This is a genomic window from Citrobacter telavivensis (assembly GCF_041807075.1).
GTDB classification, from domain to species: domain Bacteria; phylum Pseudomonadota; class Gammaproteobacteria; order Enterobacterales; family Enterobacteriaceae; genus Citrobacter_A; species Citrobacter_A telavivensis.
The window spans coordinates 1,340,433-1,361,783 of sequence record NZ_JBGUBF010000001.1; the positions used below are offsets into that span (position 1 = coordinate 1,340,433).

Below are 21,351 nucleotides of genomic sequence, written 5' to 3' on the forward strand. Positions count from 1 at the left end.
ACGATTGACAACCCAATACGGGTAACTTGATGTACAATGCGGGCTTCTTTTTTCGGAGTCCGCGATTGCACATGCCTGTTTTCCTCCCTTTCTGCGCAGATACCCTTCAGGTGATTTTCATCCCATGAAAGGATCCGCACCCCTCCTTCTTTCCTCTGTCCTGCTGCTGGCCGGTTGTGGCAACAGCACCTTATCGCAAATGAATATGCCGGCTGAACAGCGTGCGCAGGCGGTGGTGGGTTACTACGCGCGCGGCATCGATCCGATGATCCGCCAGTATATGCAGGAAAAGCAGGTGACCGGGATGGTGGTGGCGGTTATTCAGCACAACGGGCCGGTGGAGTTCCACAGTTACGGTGTGACCGACAGCAGGCATCGTTATCCGATCACGCCGGACACGCTATTTGCGCTGGGGTCGCTGAGTAAAGGGGTGACCGCGGAAGTCACTACCGTTCTGGTGAATCAGGGCGTGCTTCAGTGGAACGACACGCTGGCGCAACTGCTACCGGCCAGTACGCCGTTAAGCGAGGACGCCAGAAAAATTACCCTGCTGCAACTGGCGACGCATACTTCCGGTTTACCCAGACAACCGATGGATCTGCTGACTCTGGAAAATCTTCTGCGCTATTTCAGTACGGGTGAAAATTTTTATACCCAACTGGATAACGACACGGTGCTGACATTTCTCTCCGACTTCACCGCGCCTGAAGCGCGCGTGCCGCGTTATTCCAATATCGGTTACGCGCTGCTTGGCTACATCGTGCAACGTCAAACCGGTGAGTCGATCCCGGCGTTGGCCCGTCGTCTAATCTTCCAGCCACTACAGATGAGCAACAGCAGTTTTGTGCCGACGTCGCTCAAAGCCTATCCGTATCGCGCATTAGGCCACGCGGGAGATCAGCCGAAGCTCATTCAACGCGGCGAACCGACGCCGGACTGGACGTTCCGCCACAACATGGTCGGGGCGGCGAGTTTATACAGCAGCGCACGCGATCTGGCGGGCTACGCACGGGCCCATTTTGCGCCAGGGGACAACGCCGTGCTCGCTCGCGCGTTTGCGGATGTTTCCCGCATCCAGTTTTATCGTCAAAAAGAAGCAGCGAATATTGCGTGGGTGACAGATACCTTAGCCGATCGCCAGATAACCTGGCAGGTAGGGTATATTGGCGGCTATTCCAGTTATATTGGTTTTGACAAACGGAATCAGAATGCGGTGGTGGTGCTGCAAAATAGTTTTAACTGGAGTAATTATCTGGGGCATACCATTCTTACAAAATTGGACAAACAGGAGAACCTGCCATTCTGAGGGCGCTGTGTTGGGGTTAAATCAGCATATTGCTCTGAACCGTTGATCCCATCCTCTTCTATTAATAAATTGACATAACCTTGCTTTTATCTCGTTACACTATTTTTCAAAATGGAACAGGTGCGAAGGAGTGGCGATGATTAAAAAGACAGTAGAAATTGATGCTATCCTCTTAGAACTTAATCAGTCTATTGATACGCATTATCAGTGGTTAGTCAAAATGTTCCACTGTGTGGTCACAGAGGATGCGTCGCAGGCAGATATTATTGCTACTAACGCACACTGTTTATGCCATTTTGGTCAGTGGTTAAAAAATCATACTGTGCACAGTCACGAGGAGTGGGAACATTTTCGCGAAATGGAATATGCACACGCTAAAATGCATGAATCGGGTCGTGAATTAATGTTGGCGGTCATTGAAAAGCGCTGGCGTGCTGCCCATTTTGACCATTTTCAGGACTGCTTATTAAACTTCACCGGGAAAGTGATGGAATATAAAATATCCCTGGTCAATCTGCGAAGCAATATGGATATATTAACCGGTCTTCCGGGACGTCGAATGCTGGATGAAACGTTTGACAGGCAACTTAACGACGCAGCCTCGCTGAATTTATATCTCCTGTTACTGGATATTGACCGATTTAAATCAATTAACGATGGCTATGGTCATCTGGTGGGCGATACCGTGTTACGTATGCTGGCGACAAATCTGACGGCATGGACGCGCAACGATGAAACGGCTTACCGCTATGGCGGTGAGGAATTTGTGATTGTCATCCGGGCAAAATCGGATGACGAAGCCCGGCAGGCCGGTTTGCGTATTTGTCAGGCCATTGCGAGTACCACGCTCCACTATCCGGGAGGCGCGTTGGATATTACGGCAACAGGTGGCGTCACCCGCGGCTGGCCGGGCGAATCCCTCAATACCGTATTGGGGCGTGCCGACAAGGCTATGTATGAAGGGAAAATGACGGGCAGAAACCGTTGTATGTTTATCGATAAAAACCAACGAATCACCAATGTTGTTAATTTTGCGCCCGTTCACGCGGTCTTTACAAAACAGGCCGTTGGCTGACATAAGTCTGCACTCGATATGCTAAATTCCTGTCAACAAGTTGATTAATGGACTAAAACAGTGAAACCCGGAGGTCATATGCAGCTGTTGATTCGCAAGAAATTACAGAGAAAACGCTGGAATTCCCGTCCTGAATCGCAAGATTTACAGAATACACGTTCCGCTGAACCGTGGTCTTCACGTACTGCATGTTGCCAGAGTAAGAAAGAGTGGAAACGAGACGCGCCGGAATCTTAGTTCCTGTCGTTTAACATTCATTGAGAATTGGCGTGGTAAGGTATTAGCTGTCTATTGTCTCTGCCGGGATTGGCAGGATGATAGAAAAAGTAAAATACAAATCTATCCATGCAAGCATTCACCGTCGGTTATCCGGCGGTTTTTTTTTGCCTGTCTGAGATAAAAAAATGGCCCCTTGTGCAGTGTTGCGACAAGGGGCCTTATCGGTTCAGGACTTTCTCCGTTCATTAGTCATCCCATTTGTGGCTGAAATAAGCGGCCAGGAATCCAGAAAATAAAATAATTCCCAGAACGGCCATGAAAACGTTCATATTACCCAGCATAATTACCTCCTTTGACGGGTTGTGTTTTTCCTCGCTTACCTTAATTTCGGTTGGTGAAAGAGATAATAGCAGCGTTAACCTAAACAAAAGCTGAATTAGGTGATTATTTAACGTTAAAAGTAAATTTCTTTCGGTATTGTGACGGGGACAGACAATAAGCGTGGCGAAAATGGTGGCGAAATAGCGCCGCACTGCCAAAACCGGTTTGTTCCGCGATCATTTCCACGCTGAGCGGTGAATTTTCCAGGTAATCGCGCGCCCGTAATAAACGTTCGTTGAGGATCCAACGTGCAGGCGTGGTGCCCGTACAGTCGGTGAAACGCCGCAAAAATGTGCGCGAACTCATTCCGGCGCGTTTGGCCAGCGAGGCGGCGTCATGATTCATCGTCAGATTCTGATGCAGATAATCAAACAACGGGCCAAGCGTCTGGCTTTCACGCTGCCGGGCAACGGGGCGTAGCAGTTGCTGTGATTGCGCGCCGTCGCGATGGGGTTGCACCACCAGTCGTCGGGCAACGCTGTTGGCAACCTCGAGGCCGTAGTCCTCTCTGACCAGGTAGAGACAAAGGTCGATACCCGCCGCGCTGCCCGCCGAGGTCAGCAACCGTCCCGCATCATGGTAGAGAACGTCATCAAGCACCTCGACCGCCGGGAAACGCTGCTGGAGTTTCTCAGTGTAGCGCCAGTGGGTGGTGGCTTTGCGCCCATCCAGCAACCCGGTCGCCGCCAGTACAAACACGCCGGAACAGATCGACAACAGGCGGCAACCTCGCGCCTGTGCGGTGCGCAGTGCGGCACACAAGGCTTCCGGCACCGGCGCGTCGCTGTCCCGCCAGCCGGGAACAACAATGGTATCCGCCTCTGCCAGCAGTTCCAGCCCTCCATCCACCATCATCCGCACGCCGCCGGTCGCGCAGAGTGGACCGGGATCGACAGACGCAACGGCAAAACGATACCAGTCAGCACCCAGTTCCGGGCGCGGCAGACCAAAGATTTCGACCGCCACGCCAAACTCGAAGGTGCACAGTCCGTCATAGGCGAGCACGACCACCAGCGGGCGCGGCGTTTTTGGCATAATCCTGGCGTTTTTTGGCATAGTTGAAGGCGGTATGTGAGGTCAGGGATGGTTAAATTATTGTAAACACAATCGTCCCTGAGGAGAAAGCAGAATGAGTCATGTCACTGAGTTTCCAGCCGCCGCATCCGCCCTTGCGGTCAACCATTTCCTGTCGCGTTTGAGTCTGGAAACAGATTGCGCCGATGTTTATGAAAGTATCCATAGCGGGGAGCCGGATTTCGTCTTACTCCACGTAGTGGGAAGGCCGGAGACGTTTGCACGTCGCCATATTCCGGGCGCTATTCATCTGCCGCATGCCATGATGACCGCCGAACGGATGGCGCAATGGCCTGCGGATACCCTGTTTGTGGTTTACTGCGCCGGACCTCACTGTAACGGTGCCGACCGCGCGGCGCTGAAGCTTGCAAGGCTGGGCATACCGGTGAAGGTGATGATTGGCGGTATCACCGGATGGGCAGACGAAGGCTACGCGTTTGCCTGTCCCGCAGAATGAAGATGAATTTTTTTCATCATTCATGAATTTATCTCGTTTGCTTGCACGACCCTTACATGTCAATTTGGACGCATGGACATCCAGAAGTCTAAATGTTTAAATAAGAAACTATCACGTCAGGCAACCTTTGCCTGACGACGAAGGAGATCACATGCAAAGACAACAGGCCCCATTTCGCGCAGAAGTCGTTGGCAGCTTTTTACGCCCCGACGACATCAAAGTTGCCCGCCAACAGTTTTCGCGCGGCGAGTTAACCGCACTGCAGTTACGCGCCGTCGAAGACGACGCGATTCGCCGGGTGGTCGAACAGCAGTGCGCTTGCGGTTTGCACGTTGTCACGGACGGTGAGTTCCGCCGCGCCTGGTGGCATTTTGATTTCTTCGACGGTCTGCAAGGGGTGGAGCGTTATGACTCACAGCAGGGCATTCAGTTTAATGGTGTGCAGACCAAAGCGCACGGCGTGCGGGTTACCGGCAAACTGGCTTTCGGCGATCATCCGATGCTGGAGGATTTCCGCTATCTGAAGAGCATCAGCGGTAACGCGCAACCGAAGATGACCATTCCCAGCCCCAGCGTGCTGCACTTTCGCGGTGGGCGTAAGGATATCGATGCCTCAGTGTATCCGGATCTTGAGGCCTATTTTGACGATCTGGCGACGACCTGGCGCGATGCTATCCACGCTTTCTACGCCGCAGGCTGTCGCTATCTGCAACTGGATGACACGGTATGGGCGTATCTCTGCTCTGATGCCCAGCGTCAGCAAATTCGCGAGCGTGGAGACTGCCCTGACGAACTGGCGCGGATTTATGCCGATGTTATCAACCGGGCGCTGGCGGATAAACCGGCCGATCTGACGGTGGGCCTGCACGTCTGCCGCGGCAACTTCCGCTCAACCTGGATCTCCGAAGGCGGCTATGAACCGGTTGCGGAGATCCTGTTCGGCAGCGTCAATGTCGATGCCTTTTTCCTGGAATACGACAACGATCGCTCCGGCGACTTTGCGCCGCTGCGCTTTATCCGCCCTGGCCACCAGCAGGTGGTGTTGGGACTGGTGACCACCAAAAATGGTGAACTGGAGAACCCGGAGGGAGTAAAAGCGCGCCTGCAGGAAGCGGCACACTATGTCGACAAAGCGCAAATTTGCCTCAGCCCGCAGTGCGGTTTTGCTTCGACGGAAGAAGGGAACACCCTCACGGAAGCCCAGCAGTGGAACAAAATTAAACTTATCACCGAAATAGCCCAACAGGTCTGGTAAGTTGCCTCAATAATGCACACCGCGTTGCACACTAATAATGCAACGCGGGTTCATGATGGAGCATCCTCCACGCTAAGCCCGTCTGGTCGTGCGTTTTAACACTTTTTCCTCTTCATCCCCGTTCTGGCATCCTTTTTGCCTTATTCCTCCTGAACAAATTTTTGCGCCGTGTTGTTTGTCGGGTCGCACCAGAACTCACAGCATTTTTATTTCCAGGAGTGAAATTATGCAGCGTCGTACCTTACTCAAAGCGTTTGCCCTCTCGGCCTCGGTTGTCGCCATGGGCTTCAGTTTTAGCGTTCAGGCCGCCGATACCATCAAAGTGGGCATTATGCACTCACTTTCCGGCACGATGGCTATCTCCGAAACGCCGCTGAAAGATGTGGCTCTGATGACGATTGATGAGATCAACGCCAAAGGGGGCGTATTAGGCAAGAAGCTGGAACCGGTGGTGGTCGACCCGGCTTCAAACTGGCCGCTGTTTGCCGAGAAAGCACGACAGTTGCTGAGCCAGGATAAGGTGGCGGTGGTGTTTGGCTGCTGGACCTCCGTGTCGCGTAAGTCGGTGTTGCCGGTTTTTGAAGAGCTGAACGGCCTGTTGTTCTACCCCGTCCAGTACGAGGGGGAAGAGATGTCGCCGAACGTCTTCTACACCGGCGCGGCACCCAACCAGCAGGCGATCCCGGCGGTTGAGTACCTGCTGAGTGAGGACGGTGGAAGCGCCAAACGCTTCTTCCTGCTGGGCACCGATTACGTTTATCCGCGTACGACCAACAAAATTCTGCGTGCGTTCCTGCATTCAAAAGGGATTGCCGATAAAGATATTGAAGAAGTCTACACGCCGTTTGGTCACAGTGATTATCAGACCATTGTCGCCAACATCAAAAAGTTCTCCGCCGGGGGTAAAACGACCGTGGTGTCGACCATCAATGGCGATTCTAACGTCCCGTTTTATAAAGAGCTGGCAAACCAGGGGCTGAAAGCCACCGACGTTCCGGTGGTCGCGTTTTCCGTGGGAGAAGAGGAACTGCGTGGGATTGATACCAAACCGTTGGTGGGTAACCTTGCCGCCTGGAACTACTTCGAATCGGTTGATAACGCCACTAATCAGAAATTTGTCGCCGATTATCGCGCATACGCCAAAGCCCATAAGCTGCCAAATGCCGACACCGTTGTGACTAACGACCCGATGGAGGCGACATACGTTGGCCTGCATATGTGGGCGCAGGCCGTTGAAAAAGCCGGGACGACGGATGTGGATAAAGTCCGTGCGGCGATGGCCGGACAGTCCTTCAAGGCCCCGTCTGGCTTTACCCTGACGATGGATGCCACCAACCATCATCTGCATAAGCCGGTGATGATTGGCGAGATTGAAGGCAACGGTCAGTTCAACGTCGTGTGGCAGACCGAAGAGCCGGTTCGAGCCCAACCGTGGAGCCCGTTCATTGCCGGTAATGACAAAAAATCAGAACAACCGGTGAAAACAGCCAGCAACTAACGTTAAGCCTTCCTGCGGGCGCTGACGGCGTAATGCCCGATGGCGCAAGCTTATCGGGCCTACATTGAGCAGGGGTAAGCAGATGTAGGCCGGATAAGGCGCAAGCCGTCATCCGGCGAACGCGTCGCAAGGTTTGTCAACGTTCTTATCCCTCCAGCGGAGGGTGACTTCTGGAGATCACGACATGAAAGCCATGGGCTTTATTCGCGGCTTGCTGCTGGCGTTCGGGCTTCTGCCATGGTTCGTTCAGGCGAGCGATGCCGATGTGTTCGTTGCCGCCAGTCGCAGCGAGCAGGCGCAACTGCTCGAACAGTGGGCGGTTGCACCTGAAACACAACGTTTGCCGCTGCTGACGGCACTGAGCCGGGAGGCGGTGCTCACTGATGGCACAAAACAGGCTTTTACCCGAGAGGGATCGCAGGTCGTCGCCCTGGGGAGTGCCAGCAGTCCAACGGGCGTGCTAAAACCGCTGCGCCTGACCAACCGACTACGTATTCTTGTCGCTGGCGCGCTGGCGACACATCAGCTTATTAGTGACAGTGTCACACAAAGGCTGGCAGCAACCCGTACGCTTCAGCGCGACGCACAGCCAGCCATGCTGCCTTTTATCCAACAGCGCCTGGCACAGGAAACAGATGCGGAAGTGAAAACACGTCTGACCCGCGTGTTGGCTAATCTGCAACTGACCAGTCCATCCGCTGAGATTCGTCGCGAGGCGATCGCGCTGTTGGGGGAATCCAGCGATCCGGAGATGCAGGCGCGCCTGCAGCCTTTTACTGACAAGACGCATGAACCGGATGCCAGCGTGCGTGCGGCGGCCAGTGATAGCCTGGCGCGCATTCAGCAGCGGATGGCGATTGGCGATCTGCTTGGACAGGCGTTTATGGGGCTCTCGCTGGGATCGGTACTGCTGCTGGCGGCGCTGGGGCTGGCGATCACCTATGGTCTGCTGGGGGTTATCAACATGGCGCACGGCGAAATGTTGATGCTCGGGGCGTACTGTACGTGGATGGTGCAACAGGCGATGGCGCAGTTCATGCCCCAGTGGTTGGCCTTTTATCCACTGGTTGCCTTGCCAGTCGCCTTTCTGTTTACCGCAGGCGCGGGAATGATTCTGGAACGCGGGGTGATCCGTCATCTCTACGGGCGTCCGCTGGAAACGCTGCTGGCGACGTGGGGGATAAGCCTCATGCTGATTCAGCTCGTGCGGATGACCTTCGGCGCACAAAACCTGGAGGTGGCGAATCCGGCGTGGCTTTCCGGCGGCGTGCAGGTCTACGCCAGTCTGGTACTCCCGTGGAACCGCATTGTGGTACTGGGTTTCACGCTGCTGGTGCTGTTCTTCACCTGGCTGCTGCTGAACAAAACGCGACTGGGCATGCGGGTACGCGCGGTCACCCAGAACCGCAGTATGGCGGCTTGCTGTGGCGTGCCGACCGGACGTGTGGACATGCTGGCCTTCGGACTCGGTTCGGGGATTGCGGGCCTCGGCGGCGTCGCCTTGTCGCAACTGGGTAACGTCGGCCCGGAACTGGGTCAGGGCTATATCATCGACTCCTTCCTGGTGGTGGTACTGGGCGGCGTGGGTCAACTTGCCGGCAGCGTGGCGGCGGCGTTTGGTCTGGGCGTGTTCAACAAAATTCTTGAGCCGCAGATGGGGGCGGTTCTCGGGAAGATAGTGATTCTGGTGTTGATCATTTTGTTTATTCAGAAACGACCCCAGGGACTGTTTGCCCTGAAAGGGAGGGTTACCGAATCATGACGATGCCAATGACCTTAACACTGGCGCGTAAAGCGCCGCGCGTCAGCCGGGCGCTGGGGGCGATTATCCTGCTGACGCTGATTATCCTGCCGTTTCTCACCTTGCTGCCCGCCGATCATCCGCTGGCCATTTCTGTGTGGACGCTTCAGCTTGCCGGGAAAATTCTCTGCTATGCGGTCGTTGCTGTGGCGCTGGATCTCGTCTGGGGCTATGCCGGAATGCTGTCGCTGGGACACGGGCTTTTCTTCGCGCTTGGCGGCTATGCGATGGGGATGTACCTGATGCGCCAGGCCTCCGGAGAAGGGTTGCCGGCGTTTATGTCCTTTCTTTCGTGGAGTGAATTGCCGTGGTTCTGGTGGGGAACCCAGCATTTTGCGTGGGCAATGGCGCTGGTGATGCTGGTTCCGGGGGGACTGGCGCTCATCTTTGGCTATTTTGCCTTCCGCTCGAAAATTAAGGGCGTCTACTTTTCGATCATGACGCAGGCGCTGACCTTCGCCGGTATGCTGCTGTTCTTTCGTAATGAAACCGGTTTTGGCGGCAACAATGGCTTTACCGGATTTACCACTCTCCTCGGAATGCCGATCACCGCGACGACTACCCGCATTGGACTGTTTCTGGCGACGCTATTACTGCTGATGCTGGCACTGTGGCTGGGATTTGCGCTGGCGCGCAGTAAATTTGGCCGGATCCTCACCGCCGTGCGCGACGCGGAAAACCGGCTGATGTTTTGCGGCTATGATCCGAAAGGCTTCAAGCTGCTGGTCTGGACGCTCTCCGCCGTGCTGTGCGGGCTGGCGGGGGCGCTGTATGTGCCACAGGTCGGAATTATTAACCCCAGCGAAATGTCACCCACCAACTCTATCGAAGCCGCCATCTGGGTGGCGCTCGGCGGGCGCGGTTCGCTGATTGGCCCGGTCATCGGCGCGGTGACGGTGAACGGCGCTAAAAGCCTCTTCACCGTTATCATGCCGGAATACTGGCAACTGTTTCTGGGGCTTATCTTTATCGGCGTCACGCTTTTTTTACCGCGCGGCGTGATAGGCCTGTTCCGCAAAGGAGAAAAATAATGCAGCCAGATGAAGGCCTTTTTACCCGCCAGGTTCCCGGCGATCGCTATCGCCAGCAGACGGACCCGGTGCTGCAACTGGAAAACATCAACGTCAGCTTTGATGGCTTTAAAGCGTTAACCGATCTCACGCTGAATATTGGCGTCGGCGAACTGCGCTGCATCATTGGCCCTAACGGTGCCGGGAAAACCACGCTGATGGATGTGATTACCGGGAAGACGCGTCCGCAAAGCGGCAAGGCGTTGTATGACCAGTCAACCGATCTGACCACGCTGGATCCGATCGCCATTGCCCGCCAGGGAATTGGCCGTAAGTTTCAAAAGCCGACGGTGTTCGAAGCGCTGACGGTGGAGGAAAACCTCGAACTGGCGATGAAAAACGACAAATCGGTGTGGGCGTCACTGCGCGCCAGGCTAAACAGCGAACAGCGCGATCGCATCGATGAGATGCTGGGTCTGCTGCGCCTGCGGACAGAAAGAGGGCGTCGCGCCGGAATGTTGTCTCATGGTCAGAAGCAGTTTCTCGAGATCGGCATGCTGCTGGTGCAGGAGCCGCATCTGCTGCTGCTCGACGAACCCGCCGCCGGAATGACGGATGCAGAGACAGAATACACCGCAGAGCTGTTTCGCACGCTGGCGGGTAAGCATTCGCTGATGGTGGTGGAACATGATATGGGGTTTGTGGAAACCATTGCCGACCACGTCACGGTGCTCCATCAGGGACGGGTGCTGGCGCAGGGCAGCCTGCGCGACGTTCAGGCCAATGAGCAGGTGATTGATGTCTATCTTGGGCGCTAAGGAGTGCAGAAGATGCTACAGGTGAATGAACTGAATCAATACTACGGTGGCAGCCATATTCTGCGCGGCGTCACCTTTGACGCCAGGCCTGGTGAAGTGACCTGCCTGCTGGGGCGCAACGGCGTGGGTAAAACCACCTTGCTGAAGTGTCTGATGGGGTTGATCCCGGCACGTAGCGGAACGGTGACCTGGCAGGAGAAGAATATCACCCATCGTAAGCCGCACCAGCGGGTACAGGCGGGTATCGCGTATGTACCACAGGGCCGCGAAATATTCCCGCGACTCACGGTCGAAGAAAACCTGCTGTTGGGGTTATCGCGTTTTTCGTCGCGTGAAGCCAAAACGGTACCGGAAGAGATCTACACGCTGTTCCCGGTACTGAAAGAGATGAAACAGCGACGCGGCGGCGATCTCTCGGGCGGTCAACAGCAGCAGCTGGCGATTGGTCGTGCGCTGGCGAGTCGTCCGCAATTGTTGATTCTCGATGAGCCGACGGAGGGCATTCAGCCTTCTGTTATCAAGGAGATAGGTCAGGTGATCGCCCAACTTGCCCGTCGCGGCGACATGGCGATTTTGCTGGTTGAGCAGTTCTACGACTTCGCGGCAGAACTGGCGGACAACTATTTGCTGATGTCACGCGGCAGCATTATTCAACGCGGGCGTGGCGAAAATATGGCATCAGAAGGGGTACGCGGATTAGTGGCTATCTGACAATCGCGCAGGCCTGCGCCTGCACGACATCGGATCAGCACAGCGCCGCCTGGCCCCAGGGCCTGGCGCGCATGCCTTTAAGCATCAGCGCCCACGCGGCAATAATCGCTATCATCAGGACGACGAACAGCGTCCACGCGGGGAAAGAGGTCAGAATAACGCCGCTGGCCAGCGGGTTAACCGCCGCCCCCAACCAGCCCAGCGACTGCGCGGAGAAATAGCTGGCCTTCATGCCCGAAGGGGCGATGTTGTCGATCAGCATGTATTCACCTGGCGCGTAGATCACTTCGCCAAGGGTAAAGATCGCGGCGGATATACCCCATAACAGCAGGCTGTTGCCGGAGATCATGAACCCGCCGAGGCCAATGACAAAACAGACCGTGCCAAAGGCCATCAGAGGGCGAATGTTTCCCGGTGTCAGTCTGCGTCCCAGTGCGTACTGCAAGCTGACGACCACCGCGGCGTTAACGGGTAACACCACTGCCACCACTTTCTCCGCGAAGTTGCCGTCGGCAACGACCATAACGTACTGGGAGAGGCAGGATGCAAACGCGCCGCTCACAAACGAGGCCAGAAACGCTGACAGCGTAAACCAGAACAGCGCTTTATCATGCAGCAGCACGGAAGGCGACCAGGCGACGCTGTTTTCGCCATCGACGGCGGCGACAGAGCGCTTGACCAGCAGCTGGATAAACACCAGCGGAAAGGCGGAGCAGATTGCCGCGAGCCAGAAGGGCAAGTTGATGCTCTGCATCACCAGCAGCGTGCCGAGCGGTGGGCCCACCGTCCAGCCGATATTCAGTACCGTATAGTTCAGTGAGAAGATTTTCGCCTTCGCGCCGGGTGAGAGATGGTCGGCAAACCACGCTTTCAGCACGGTGGCGAACACCGAGTAAGCGCAGTTAATCAGGGCAAAGAGCAGTACCACCAGCACCACGCTATGCACCAGTGGAATGGCGATAAAGCCAAAGGCAAAGGCGGAAATTGCCAGCAGCATGTAGCGCTTCTTGTCAAATTTGTCTGCCAGAATGCCAAAGCCGAGGCTAAAGACCACGCCGATGGTCAGCGCGATGGTCATGGCATAGCCGATCAGATCCACGCCCAGGTCGTACTGGCGATTCAGATAAATGGTCATGAAGGGCAGCGTTGCGCCGCGACCGATCGTCAGCAGCAGTGAGGAGGCGAGTAAAGCGAGGGTGGATCGTCTCAGAGTCTTGTTCATTTATCTGCCCGACAGTGCGATTCGTTATGTTTTTTTTAGATATGTAAAGGAATAGCACGGCAAAATTGTGATGTATAGCGGATAAATTGTTCTATTGTGCACTGTTATCCCTACCAGAATTTATGATCTGTTACGGGGAAGGGATTTCCGCTACTTTAACTTGTTTACAAAAATTTAAACTTCGCGGAGCCGTGGTATGACGCGCAAAGACGGGCTGTTGGCATTACTGGTGGTGGTGGTTTGGGGGCTGAATTTTGTCGTCATTAAGGTCGGACTGCACGCGATGCCGCCGCTGATGCTGGCGGGGTTACGCTTTTTACTGGTGGCATTTCCGGCGATATTCTTTGTTGCGCGTCCGCGTATTCCGCTTTCGCTGCTGCTCGGTTACGGCCTGACGATAAGCTTCGGTCAGTTTGCCTTTCTGTTTTGCGCGATTAAATTCGGCATGCCGGCAGGGCTGGCGTCGCTGGTGTTGCAGGCGCAGGCCTTCTTCACCATCGTCCTCGGGGCATTTGCCTTTGGCGAACGTTTGCAGGGTAAACAAATTGCCGGGATTGCGCTCGCCGTTTTTGGCGTGTTGGTGCTGATTGAAGGCAGTCTCAATGGGCAGCATGTGGCGCTGCTCGGTTTTATGCTGACGCTGGCGGCGGCATTCAGCTGGGCCTGCGGCAATATTTTCAACAAAAAAATAATGGGGCATGCCTCGCGCCCGCCGGTGATGTCGCTGGTGGTCTGGAGCGCGCTGATCCCGATACTGCCGTTCTTTGCCGCCTCGCTGTTTCTCGACGGCGCGGCGCAAATCGTGCAAAGCCTTATCGCCATCGATCTGACAACGATCTTATCGCTGGTCTATCTGGCCTTTGTCGCCACAATTGTCGGCTACGGGATCTGGGGAACGCTGCTTGGTCGTTATGAAACCTGGCGTGTCGCGCCGCTCTCTCTGCTGGTGCCGGTGGTGGGACTGGCAAGCGCAGCGCTGCTGCTCGACGAAACGCTGAGCGCGCTGCAATTGTTTGGTGCGGTGCTGATTATGGCAGGTCTGTACATCAACGTGTTTGGCTTTCGCTGGCGCAAAACAGCGCAGGTGAGAGGGTAAAAAAAAGCCCTGCATGAGCAGGGCAAAAACGAATCACAGGCGGTGCCGGTTGTAATAAGGCACGCCCAGTTCGTCGGACTTATCGCTTCCCGCGCCCATGTGGTTAAAATCAAACGGCGATTGTTCCAGAGAGGTGGGGACAATCATCGTGTCACGACTGTTCGTCGTGGTGGGCTGCGCGGATTGTTCCGCAACGCTCTGACCTGAGACAACAAGCAGCAGGGCCAGCATTGCAGAAGACAACAGTTTCATGATTTCCTCGATTACGTCGTTTACAGGCGATGGTTAGTTACAATGATTCAGCGGAAGCAAATAGCGCGATTCGCCGTGCATATTGGTAATACGGAATTTATGCGGCGGAACGTCGAAATAGTTTTTGAACGTCCGGGTCAGCGTCTGCTGTGACTCGAAACCGTAACGTTCCGCCAGATATAAAATCGGCTCGTTACTTTCTTTTAATTTTTGCGCTATTTCGGTCATTTTACGGCTGCGGATGTATTGGCCTAATGAATGGCCGGTCTCTTTTTTGAACATCCGTTGCAGGTGCCATTTGGAGTAACCTGAACGCTCAGACACTTTTTCCAGTGAGAGCGGCGATTCCAGGTTATCTTCGATCCAGTCCAAAATGCTATGAATGGTGATAGCGTCAGTATTGCGTCTGGACATCGTCATACCTCTTCTTGTTTTACGGCAGGACTTTCTTAAGCAAATGCTCAAGCGTTGCCACTTCGTCCGCCGTTAAGTTTTTTGTTAATTCCTGGTGCAGGTCTTGTCCTACTAATTGATGACATTGCTCACAAATTGCCGCGCCGTGCTCGGTGAGTTTCACCAGTACGCCGCGCTTGTCATTCGGGTTAGGAAGTCTGTCAATCCAGCCTTTGCAGACCAGACGATCGAGCATGCGCGTCAAGGCACCGAGATCGACAGACAGCACTTTTTTCAGTTCAACCGGGGTAATGCAGCCCGCACAGCGGATAGAGCAGAGCACTTTAAACTGTGCTGCTGTGATATCCAGCGGTGAGAGATAGTCGTTCAACAGACGATCTTTTTTCTGATTGACCATGTAGATCAAGCGCCCCAGTGGGATGATTTCATTGAATAAGTCACTGGTGCTTTTCACAATGGTTGCCCTGGCAAGTATTTAGTTACGGCAGATAATATTGCCCAGGCAACTATAAGTCAAACGAATGGATTTACCGATCACACGAATTGCTAAAAGGGAAAAGATGCACCTCACGTCACACTTTATTTAATTAATGATAATTACCGGTTATGCTTCTAACCGATAACGAATCCTTACAGCGCCAGAATGGCTAACTTCATGGTTTTCCACTTATACTTGCCGCTAACACAGGGTTAAACAGGAATGGCAGTCAATATGATGGATTTGTTTAAAGCAATAGGACTGGGGCTGGTGGTGATTCTTCCTCTGGCGAATCCATTGACAACCATCGCGCTGTTTCTCGGCCTTGCCGGGAATATGAACAGTGCGGAGCGCAATCACCAGTCGCTTATGGCTTCGGTTTACGTGTTCGCCATCATGATGGTGGCCTACTATGCGGGCCAGCTGGTGATGAATACCTTCGGCATCTCCATTCCAGGCCTGCGCATCGCCGGGGGCTTAATTGTGGCGTTTATCGGTTTCCGTATGCTATTTCCGCAGCAGAAAGCGCATGATTCGCCTGAGGCACGGAGTAAGTCGGAAGAACTGGAAGACGAGCCGACCGCCAATATTGCCTTTGTGCCGCTGGCGATGCCAAGCACGGCGGGACCGGGAACCATTGCGATGATCATCAGCTCCGCCTCAACGGTGCGTCACGGAACGGATTTTCCTGGCTGGGTGATTACCGTCGCGCCGCCGATCATCTTTGCGCTGGTGGCGGTGATCCTGTGGGGATGCTTACGCAGTTCCGGGGCGATTATGCGTCTGGTGGGTAAGGGCGGTATTGAAGCCATTTCCCGCCTGATGGGCTTTCTGCTGGTCTGTATGGGCGTGCAGTTTATTATTAACGGCGTGCTGGAAATTATTAAAACCTACTGAAAAAAAGCCCGGTCGTCGTGACCGGGCCGTCTGTCAGGAATGCTGTGGCTGCTCTTCCAGTGAGACTGGCCATTTACGAAAGATAATCACTGACCAGATAAGCGCAGCGAGGGCAGGAATAGCGCCCACATAACCAATCGTTGACATCGACCAGTGCAGACTCACCTGATTTCCCACCAGCGCGCCTGCGCCAATACCAATATTGAAAATGCCGGAGAACAGCGCCATCGCTACATCCGTGGCGTCCGGGGCCAGCGCCAGGACTTTTACCTGCATTCCCAGGCCAATGACCATGATGGCAATCCCCCAGAAGATACTCAGGACCGCCAGATGAGATTCACTGTCCGCGGCAGGTAACAGCAGGATCAGGCAGGCCAGCAGCAATGCAATGGCAACGGTAATGAGCGCCGAAGCGTGGCGATTGCCAAGCTTACCAAAGATAACGCTGCCGATAATGCCCGCACCGCCCAGTACCAGTAACAGTACGGTGGCAAAATTGGCGCTTAGTCCGGCAACGGTCTGCACAAACGGTTCGATGTAGCTGTACGCGGTGTAGTGCGCCGTTACCACCACGACCGTCAACAGGTAGAGGCTCATCAGCGCCGGACGACGGAACAGCAGCGGCAGACTTTTCAGCGAGCCGGAGTGTTCGCTTGGTAATTTTGGCAGCAGTTTGATCAGGCAAATCAGGGTGATTAACGCTCCCATCCCGATAGCGAAGAACGTGGTTCGCCAGCCAAAATACTGGCCGACAATGCGCCCGAGCGGTAAGCCCAGCACCATCGCCAGCGCTGTTCCGGTGGCCAGTAAACTTAGTGCCTGAGCGCGTTTGCCCGCTGGGGCAAGGCGGATCGCCAGTGAGGCGGTAATCGACCAGAAGATTGCATGAGCAAAGGCAATCCCGATACGGCTTATCACCAGCACGCTAAAGTTCCACGCCAGGAAAGAGAGCACATGGCTGGCGATAAACAGTGCAAACAGGCAAATCAGCAATTTACGCCGCTCAACCTGGCTGGTCAGCAGCATGAACGGCAGGGACATCAGCGCGACAACCCAGGCGTAGATCGTCAGCATGATCCCGACCTGCGCGGTCTGCATGTTAAAACTCTGCGCGATATCGGAGAGCAGGCCCACAGGGACAAATTCTGTGGTATTGAAAATAAACGCAGCAATAGCCAGCGTAACGACCCGTAACCATGCGACTTTGCGGGAGACCGTTTGAGTTGTCATAAAAATGAATCGGTTCGTTGCGAAAAAGGAGAGAAGGGGATCTTAAAACGTTTGCTGATGAAAAGACAACCGTTTTGTGACTCAGATCTCGTTTTCATTTCTGCTCAGCTAACAGCTCAATGAACGCTTCCAACTGTCGCATCATCGTACCGCGTCGCCAGACCAGCCATGTGGTCAGCCAGCGCCAGTTCTCGGCCAATGGCCAGGCTTCGACCTGCTGATGTCCGGGCATACTTTCAAGCATCGAACGGGGGATCAGCGCGATCCCGGCTCCAGCAATCACACAGGCCAGCATACCGTGATAGGACTCCATTTCGTGGATTGTGCCCGGCATCGCCCGATCGGCATGAAACCAGCTTTCGAAGTGGCGGCGGTAAGAGCAGTTGGCGCGAAAGGCGTAAATATTACTGCCGTTGACCTCGCTGGCGCGAGTTACCGGCGCATGGCCGTGCGGCGTGACCACCATCATCTCTTCCTGATACACCGGCATCCCTTCAAGACCGGGGTGAGTAATCGGGCCGTCAACAAAGGCGGCGTTGAGATGACCCTCAAGCACGCCGTCCAGCATCGTGCCAGAAGGACCGGTCGCCAGGGAGAACTGGATTTTGGGGTAGCGCTGATTGTAGCGGGCAAGCGTGGCCGGAATACGCACGGCTGCCGTACTCTCCAGCGCCCCCAGTGAGAATAATCCCTGGGGTTCATCGCCAGCGACGACCATCCGCGCCTCGTCAACCAGCGCAAGGATCTGCTGACTGTAGCGCAGAAAGTTATGCCCGGCGGGAGAAAGTCGCAGTCGCTGGTTCTCACGAATAAACAGATCGACGCCGAGGTCAGCCTCCAGTTGACGAATACGGGTGGTGAGATTGGAAGGGACGCGATGCACCTTCGCCGCTGCCTGGGTGATGCTGCCCGTTTCGGCAACCGCGTTAAACATCTCCAGTTGGGTCAGATCCATAGCATTCTCTCATAGTGAATAGTTTCGTTAATATTATTCATTTTTCGGAAAGAGTAAACGCGTCCATGATGATGACATCAAGAACCACGGAGAGACAGTATGACGATTTCATCGGCAACCCATGCCATTTCCACCAACCCGCATAATGGCGAACACCTTTCGGCGCTGCCGTGGTCTACGGCTCAGGAAATCGAGCAGGCGTTACAGTGTGCTGCTGCGGGATTGCGCGGCTGGAAACTGACGACGCCAGCGCATCGGGCGCAGAAATTACGCGATATCGGCGAGGCCTTACGTGCGCGTGGCGAAGAGATGGCGCAGTGCATTACCCGCGAGATGGGCAAACCCATTAAGCAGGCGCGTGCGGAGGTCGCCAAATCGGCGGCGCTGTGCGACTGGTATGCGGAACACGGTCCGGCGATGCTGGCCGCCGAACCGACACAGGTGGAAAACCATCAGGCGGTGATTGAGTATCGTCCCTTAGGCACCGTGCTGGCGGTGATGCCGTGGAATTTTCCTTTGTGGCAGGTACTGCGCGGGGCGGTGCCGATTTTACTGGCCGGGAATGGGTATTTGCTCAAGCCTGCGCCCAACGTCACCGGCTGTGCGCAGATAATAAACCAGGTCTTTGCCGACGCGGCGATCCCCGCTGGCGTTTACGGCTGGCTGAATGCGGATAATCAGGGCGTCAGTACGCTGATTCAGGATCCGCGAATTGCGGCGGTTACGGTGACCGGCAGCGTGCGAGCCGGGGCGGCCATTGGCGCTCAGGCCGGTGCGGCGCTGAAAAAATGCGTGCTGGAGTTGGGCGGTTCCGATCCGTTTATTGTGCTTAACGATGCCGATCTGGATCTGGCGGTGAAGGCGGCAGTGGCCGGGCGCTATCAGAATAGCGGACAGGTTTGCGCGGCGGCGAAACGCTTTATCCTCGAAGAGGGGATCGCGGAGCGCTTTATCGAGCGCTTTGTGGCGGCAGCGGGCGCGCTGAAGCAGGGCGATCCGCTGGCGGAGGAGACTGAACTCGGCCCAATGGCGCGTGCCGATCTGCGCGATGAATTGCATCAGCAGGTGCTGGCTACGATCGCCGAAGGCGCTCAGCTATTGCTTGGCGGCGAGAAGCCTTCCACCGGTGGGAGCTATTATCCGGTCACCGTGCTGGCGAATGTGACCCCAGAGATGACCGCGTTTCGTGAGGAACTCTTCGGACCGGTTGCGGCGATCGGCGTGGCGAAGAGTGCCGAACACGCGCTGAAGATGGCAAACTGCAGTGATTTTGGTCTGTCCGCAACCCTCTTTACCGCCGATGAAGCCCGTGCACAGGAGATGGCTGCGCGTCTGGAATGCGGCGGTGTCTTTATTAACGGTTTTAGCGCCAGCGATGCCCGGGTCGCGTTTGGTGGCGTGAAGAAGAGCGGTTTTGGTCGCGAGCTCTCGCACTTTGGCCTGCATGAATTTTGTAACGTGCAGACCGTCTGGAAGAACCGACGCTGATCTTTCTGACGCCCTGCGGGGCGTCTTGTCACATTTCTGCCATAGTTTTGTCATTTACGCTTCGTAGACTCGCGATTAACGTGTTGATACTGAAGAATATTATGAACTTAACTCAAACTTTACGTCGCCTGGCGCGCCGTTTTTTACCGCAGCAGTTTGGCCTGTTGACCGGGATTTTTTGCATCATTGCGTTGTTTTCCGTACTGCAACTGACCTCGTCACTGATGCTGTCATTTTCAGTTAGCCAGGCCCGGGAAAATGAACAGCGTAACCAACTGGCGTTGCGTCAGCAGACAAAGGTCGAAGAGGCGCGGATTGCGCTACTGACGGCCAGCGATCTGCTCAACCGGGCGGGGGTCTACTTTATGCAGGATGCCGCCACGGGTTCTGAAGGAAGCTGGCAGCCGCTGATCGACGAAGCCCGACAGGCGTTAACCCAGTCGACAACCGCATGGCAGGCGTGGCGCGAGATGAACCCGCAGGCGGACGACGGGCTGGTCGACAGCTATCAGCGCTTTAGCGGCGGCATTCAGGAACAAGTGGCAGGATTAAGCCAGACGCAGTCGATTGATGCGTTCTTCGCCGTGCCCATTCAGGCATTTCAGGCCGACTTCAATGATAACTATGCCAGAGTGCAAAAGGTCAGCGCGCAGGCGCGGGAAAGCGGACGGCAGCAGTTGCTGGATCGCCTGTTGGATCTCCAGCATCTGTTTTTGGTACTGCCGGGGGTGCTGCTGGCTATTGCGGTTGCGGTCTGGTGGGGGATGTCGCGCTGGGTCATTTCTCCGCTGCGTCGGCTGATAGCGTTCATCGACATTCTGGCGGCTGGCGATCTTTCACAACCGCTTCCTGCAGTGTCCGGGGCGAACCGGGAAGTGTCGCAACTCCACGTGCGTATCGGCTCGATGCAGCAGGGACTGCGCGAGTTAGTCCGACAGGTCAGCAAGGCGACCACGGCGATGGCCGACAATATCGAAAGGCTGGCGCAGAACAATACGCGCCTGTATCAACAGTCCGAAAAACAGAACGAGGAGCTGAATAACGTTACCTCGCATATTTCTGTGCTGGAAACGCACGTTGAAGATAACAGCGGGTTTGCCCAACTGGCGAATCAGCGGGCGGAAGAAGCCCGTACCATTGCGGCTGGCGGTGACAGAATGATGGACACGGTGAATCGTTCGATGCAGGCGATCGTGGCGCGCTCGGCAGAGATGCGCGGGATTATTGCGCTGATTGATAATGTCGCCTTCCAGACCAACATCCTGGCGCTGAACGCGGCCATTGAAGCCGCCCATGCCGGTGAGCAAGGACGCGGCTTTGCGGTGGTGGCAAAAGAAGTGGGGCTGCTGGCGCGCAAGAGCAGTCAGTCTACGCAGGATATTCAGGCGCTGATCTATCATTCATTGCAGGGAATAGAAGAAGGGTCGAGTGCGGTGACGCATCTGGAAGAAAATCTGCAACAGGTGATCGCGCTGGTGGAGAATCTGGGCGCCTCGCTGAATGATATCTCAGCCGCAACGCTGCATCAGGGAACCCGAATCCACCAGATGACGCGTCAGTTGCAGGCGCTGAATCTGGTTGCCCGCGACACCCGCGAGCTGGTGGATACCGCATCGGCCTCTTCACGGCAGTTGCATAATGAATCGCATCAGTTGATTCACGCCGTGGCGAGATTCCGTCTTCCGGCCTGACGCGAGGTATTTAGCTCTGCTAT

22 protein-coding genes are annotated in these 21,351 nt (G+C 55.3%); 13 read left to right on the plus strand and 9 right to left on the minus strand.

Annotated elements, in window-relative coordinates; translation table 11 throughout:
* Window positions 1–124 precede the first annotated feature (124 nt).
* Together ACERJC_RS06440 and ACERJC_RS06445 are read left to right on the plus strand one after the other, a co-directional pair.
* On the plus strand, window positions 125–1,306 hold the full coding sequence (locus ACERJC_RS06440; protein WP_373671290.1) for a serine hydrolase domain-containing protein: 1,182 nt from the start codon (window positions 125–127) through the stop codon (window positions 1,304–1,306).
* Window positions 1,307–1,442: 136 nt separating this feature from the next.
* Window positions 1,443–2,381 (plus strand): diguanylate cyclase, encoded by a 939-nt coding sequence (locus ACERJC_RS06445; protein WP_373671291.1) that lies wholly within the window; start codon window positions 1,443–1,445, stop codon window positions 2,379–2,381.
* A gap of 339 nt (window positions 2,382–2,720) precedes the next feature.
* On the opposite strand, the gene ACERJC_RS25510 is transcribed toward ACERJC_RS06445, so the two are convergent.
* The 3 genes from ACERJC_RS25510 to ftrA all read right to left on the minus strand — a co-directional run bounded on the left by ACERJC_RS25510 (window position 2,721) and on the right by ftrA (window position 4,037).
* Window positions 2,721–2,846 carry a hypothetical protein gene (locus tag ACERJC_RS25510; RefSeq protein ID WP_444861455.1) on the minus strand — a complete coding sequence of 42 codons (126 nt, stop codon included), beginning with the start codon at window positions 2,844–2,846 and terminating at the stop codon, window positions 2,721–2,723.
* Window positions 2,846–2,941, minus strand: coding sequence for a protein MgtS (mgtS, locus tag ACERJC_RS06450; protein WP_000901367.1), 96 nt, complete (start codon window positions 2,939–2,941; stop codon window positions 2,846–2,848). The genes ACERJC_RS25510 and mgtS overlap by 1 nt, the downstream gene beginning before the upstream one ends.
* A gap of 103 nt (window positions 2,942–3,044) precedes the next feature.
* Window positions 3,045–4,037 (minus strand): transcriptional regulator FtrA, encoded by a 993-nt coding sequence (ftrA, locus tag ACERJC_RS06455; RefSeq protein ID WP_373671292.1) that lies wholly within the window; start codon window positions 4,035–4,037, stop codon window positions 3,045–3,047.
* A 73-nt stretch (window positions 4,038–4,110) separates the two neighbouring features.
* On the opposite strand from ftrA, the gene ACERJC_RS06460 reads away from it, so the two are divergent.
* The 7 genes from ACERJC_RS06460 (at window position 4,111) to urtE (ending at window position 11,605) form a co-directional block, all read left to right on the plus strand.
* Complete coding sequence (locus ACERJC_RS06460) at window positions 4,111–4,512, plus strand: rhodanese-like domain-containing protein (protein ID WP_152404759.1); 402 nt, start codon at window positions 4,111–4,113, stop codon at window positions 4,510–4,512.
* A gap of 151 nt (window positions 4,513–4,663) precedes the next feature.
* Window positions 4,664–5,767: a cobalamin-independent methionine synthase II family protein gene (locus tag ACERJC_RS06465; protein WP_373671293.1), complete on the plus strand. Its 1,104-nt coding sequence runs from the start codon at window positions 4,664–4,666 to the stop codon at window positions 5,765–5,767.
* A gap of 226 nt (window positions 5,768–5,993) precedes the next feature.
* A complete protein-coding gene (urtA, locus tag ACERJC_RS06470; protein ID WP_373671294.1) occupies window positions 5,994–7,265 on the plus strand; it encodes an urea ABC transporter substrate-binding protein in 1,272 nt (423 codons plus the stop codon).
* Between the two features lie 184 nt (window positions 7,266–7,449).
* The gene (gene urtB / locus ACERJC_RS06475; RefSeq protein WP_373671295.1) at window positions 7,450–9,027 is read left to right on the plus strand and encodes an urea ABC transporter permease subunit UrtB; all 1,578 of its coding nucleotides are present in this window, start codon (window positions 7,450–7,452) and stop codon (window positions 9,025–9,027) included.
* Window positions 9,024–10,097 carry an urea ABC transporter permease subunit UrtC gene (gene urtC, locus ACERJC_RS06480; RefSeq protein WP_373671296.1) on the plus strand — a complete coding sequence of 358 codons (1,074 nt, stop codon included), beginning with the start codon at window positions 9,024–9,026 and terminating at the stop codon, window positions 10,095–10,097. The genes urtB and urtC overlap by 4 nt, the downstream gene beginning before the upstream one ends.
* Window positions 10,097–10,894, plus strand: a complete 798-nt coding sequence (gene urtD / locus ACERJC_RS06485) for an urea ABC transporter ATP-binding protein UrtD (RefSeq protein WP_286633243.1) — start codon at window positions 10,097–10,099, stop codon at window positions 10,892–10,894. The genes urtC and urtD overlap by 1 nt, the downstream gene beginning before the upstream one ends.
* Before the next feature lie 12 nt (window positions 10,895–10,906).
* Window positions 10,907–11,605: an urea ABC transporter ATP-binding subunit UrtE gene (gene urtE, locus ACERJC_RS06490; RefSeq protein WP_152404746.1), complete on the plus strand. Its 699-nt coding sequence runs from the start codon at window positions 10,907–10,909 to the stop codon at window positions 11,603–11,605.
* Between the two features lie 34 nt (window positions 11,606–11,639).
* Here urtE and ydeE read toward each other — a convergent pair whose 3' ends face one another.
* On the minus strand, window positions 11,640–12,827 hold the full coding sequence (gene ydeE, locus ACERJC_RS06495; protein WP_373671297.1) for an efflux MFS transporter YdeE: 1,188 nt from the start codon (window positions 12,825–12,827) through the stop codon (window positions 11,640–11,642).
* 196 nt (window positions 12,828–13,023) lie between these two features.
* On the opposite strand from ydeE, the gene eamA reads away from it, so the two are divergent.
* The gene (gene eamA / locus ACERJC_RS06500) at window positions 13,024–13,923 is read left to right on the plus strand and encodes an O-acetylserine/cysteine exporter (RefSeq protein ID WP_152404742.1); all 900 of its coding nucleotides are present in this window, start codon (window positions 13,024–13,026) and stop codon (window positions 13,921–13,923) included.
* Window positions 13,924–13,956: 33 nt separating this feature from the next.
* Here the strand turns inward: eamA and marB are convergent, their stop codons facing one another.
* The 3 genes from marB to marR are packed head-to-tail and all read right to left on the minus strand — an operon-like array spanning window position 13,957 to window position 15,043.
* A complete protein-coding gene (marB, locus tag ACERJC_RS06505; RefSeq protein WP_152404740.1) occupies window positions 13,957–14,175 on the minus strand; it encodes a multiple antibiotic resistance protein MarB in 219 nt (72 codons plus the stop codon).
* Window positions 14,176–14,208: 33 nt separating this feature from the next.
* Window positions 14,209–14,589 (minus strand): MDR efflux pump AcrAB transcriptional activator MarA, encoded by a 381-nt coding sequence (gene marA, locus ACERJC_RS06510; RefSeq protein WP_152404738.1) that lies wholly within the window; start codon window positions 14,587–14,589, stop codon window positions 14,209–14,211.
* Window positions 14,590–14,608: 19 nt separating this feature from the next.
* Window positions 14,609–15,043 carry a multiple antibiotic resistance transcriptional regulator MarR gene (gene marR / locus ACERJC_RS06515; RefSeq protein WP_046480788.1) on the minus strand — a complete coding sequence of 145 codons (435 nt, stop codon included), beginning with the start codon at window positions 15,041–15,043 and terminating at the stop codon, window positions 14,609–14,611.
* Between the two features lie 258 nt (window positions 15,044–15,301).
* Here marR and ACERJC_RS06520 point away from each other — a divergent pair, with 258 nt between their 5' ends.
* Window positions 15,302–15,964, plus strand: coding sequence for a MarC family NAAT transporter (locus ACERJC_RS06520; protein WP_152404736.1), 663 nt, complete (start codon window positions 15,302–15,304; stop codon window positions 15,962–15,964).
* A 33-nt stretch (window positions 15,965–15,997) separates the two neighbouring features.
* Here ACERJC_RS06520 and ACERJC_RS06525 read toward each other — a convergent pair whose 3' ends face one another.
* Complete coding sequence (locus ACERJC_RS06525; RefSeq protein WP_373671298.1) at window positions 15,998–17,194, minus strand: sugar transporter; 1,197 nt, start codon at window positions 17,192–17,194, stop codon at window positions 15,998–16,000.
* Between the two features lie 94 nt (window positions 17,195–17,288).
* On the minus strand, window positions 17,289–18,149 hold the full coding sequence (gene ptrR / locus ACERJC_RS06530) for a putrescine utilization regulator PtrR (protein WP_371894781.1): 861 nt from the start codon (window positions 18,147–18,149) through the stop codon (window positions 17,289–17,291).
* Between the two features lie 99 nt (window positions 18,150–18,248).
* On the opposite strand from ptrR, the gene sad reads away from it, so the two are divergent.
* Together sad and ACERJC_RS06540 are read left to right on the plus strand one after the other, a co-directional pair.
* Window positions 18,249–19,637: a succinate-semialdehyde dehydrogenase gene (gene sad / locus ACERJC_RS06535; protein ID WP_373671299.1), complete on the plus strand. Its 1,389-nt coding sequence runs from the start codon at window positions 18,249–18,251 to the stop codon at window positions 19,635–19,637.
* Window positions 19,638–19,738: 101 nt separating this feature from the next.
* On the plus strand, window positions 19,739–21,328 hold the full coding sequence (locus ACERJC_RS06540; protein WP_373671300.1) for a methyl-accepting chemotaxis protein: 1,590 nt from the start codon (window positions 19,739–19,741) through the stop codon (window positions 21,326–21,328).
* Window positions 21,329–21,351: the final 23 nt, after the last annotated feature.

Bases quoted from the DNA above. Each gene is read 5' to 3' on its own strand.
- ACERJC_RS06440 (WP_373671290.1), top strand. From the start codon at position 125: ATGAAAGGATCCGCACCCCTCCTTCTTTCCTCTGTCCTGCTGCTGGCC.
- ACERJC_RS06445 (WP_373671291.1), top strand. From the start codon at position 1,443: ATGATTAAAAAGACAGTAGAAATTGATGCTATCCTCTTAGAACTTAAT.
- ACERJC_RS25510 (WP_444861455.1), bottom strand. From the start codon at position 2,846: ATGAACGGAGAAAGTCCTGAACCGATAAGGCCCCTTGTCGCAACACTG.
- mgtS (WP_000901367.1), bottom strand. From the start codon at position 2,941: ATGCTGGGTAATATGAACGTTTTCATGGCCGTTCTGGGAATTATTTTA.
- ftrA (WP_373671292.1), bottom strand. From the start codon at position 4,037: ATGCCAAAAAACGCCAGGATTATGCCAAAAACGCCGCGCCCGCTGGTG.
- ACERJC_RS06460 (WP_152404759.1), top strand. From the start codon at position 4,111: ATGAGTCATGTCACTGAGTTTCCAGCCGCCGCATCCGCCCTTGCGGTC.
- ACERJC_RS06465 (WP_373671293.1), top strand. From the start codon at position 4,664: ATGCAAAGACAACAGGCCCCATTTCGCGCAGAAGTCGTTGGCAGCTTT.
- urtA (WP_373671294.1), top strand. From the start codon at position 5,994: ATGCAGCGTCGTACCTTACTCAAAGCGTTTGCCCTCTCGGCCTCGGTT.
- urtB (WP_373671295.1), top strand. From the start codon at position 7,450: ATGAAAGCCATGGGCTTTATTCGCGGCTTGCTGCTGGCGTTCGGGCTT.
- urtC (WP_373671296.1), top strand. From the start codon at position 9,024: ATGACGATGCCAATGACCTTAACACTGGCGCGTAAAGCGCCGCGCGTC.
- urtD (WP_286633243.1), top strand. From the start codon at position 10,097: ATGCAGCCAGATGAAGGCCTTTTTACCCGCCAGGTTCCCGGCGATCGC.
- urtE (WP_152404746.1), top strand. From the start codon at position 10,907: ATGCTACAGGTGAATGAACTGAATCAATACTACGGTGGCAGCCATATT.
- ydeE (WP_373671297.1), bottom strand. From the start codon at position 12,827: ATGAACAAGACTCTGAGACGATCCACCCTCGCTTTACTCGCCTCCTCA.
- eamA (WP_152404742.1), top strand. From the start codon at position 13,024: ATGACGCGCAAAGACGGGCTGTTGGCATTACTGGTGGTGGTGGTTTGG.
- marB (WP_152404740.1), bottom strand. From the start codon at position 14,175: ATGAAACTGTTGTCTTCTGCAATGCTGGCCCTGCTGCTTGTTGTCTCA.
- marA (WP_152404738.1), bottom strand. From the start codon at position 14,589: ATGTCCAGACGCAATACTGACGCTATCACCATTCATAGCATTTTGGAC.
- ACERJC_RS06520 (WP_152404736.1), top strand. From the start codon at position 15,302: ATGATGGATTTGTTTAAAGCAATAGGACTGGGGCTGGTGGTGATTCTT.
- ACERJC_RS06525 (WP_373671298.1), bottom strand. From the start codon at position 17,194: ATGACAACTCAAACGGTCTCCCGCAAAGTCGCATGGTTACGGGTCGTT.
- ptrR (WP_371894781.1), bottom strand. From the start codon at position 18,149: ATGGATCTGACCCAACTGGAGATGTTTAACGCGGTTGCCGAAACGGGC.
- sad (WP_373671299.1), top strand. From the start codon at position 18,249: ATGACGATTTCATCGGCAACCCATGCCATTTCCACCAACCCGCATAAT.
- ACERJC_RS06540 (WP_373671300.1), top strand. From the start codon at position 19,739: ATGAACTTAACTCAAACTTTACGTCGCCTGGCGCGCCGTTTTTTACCG.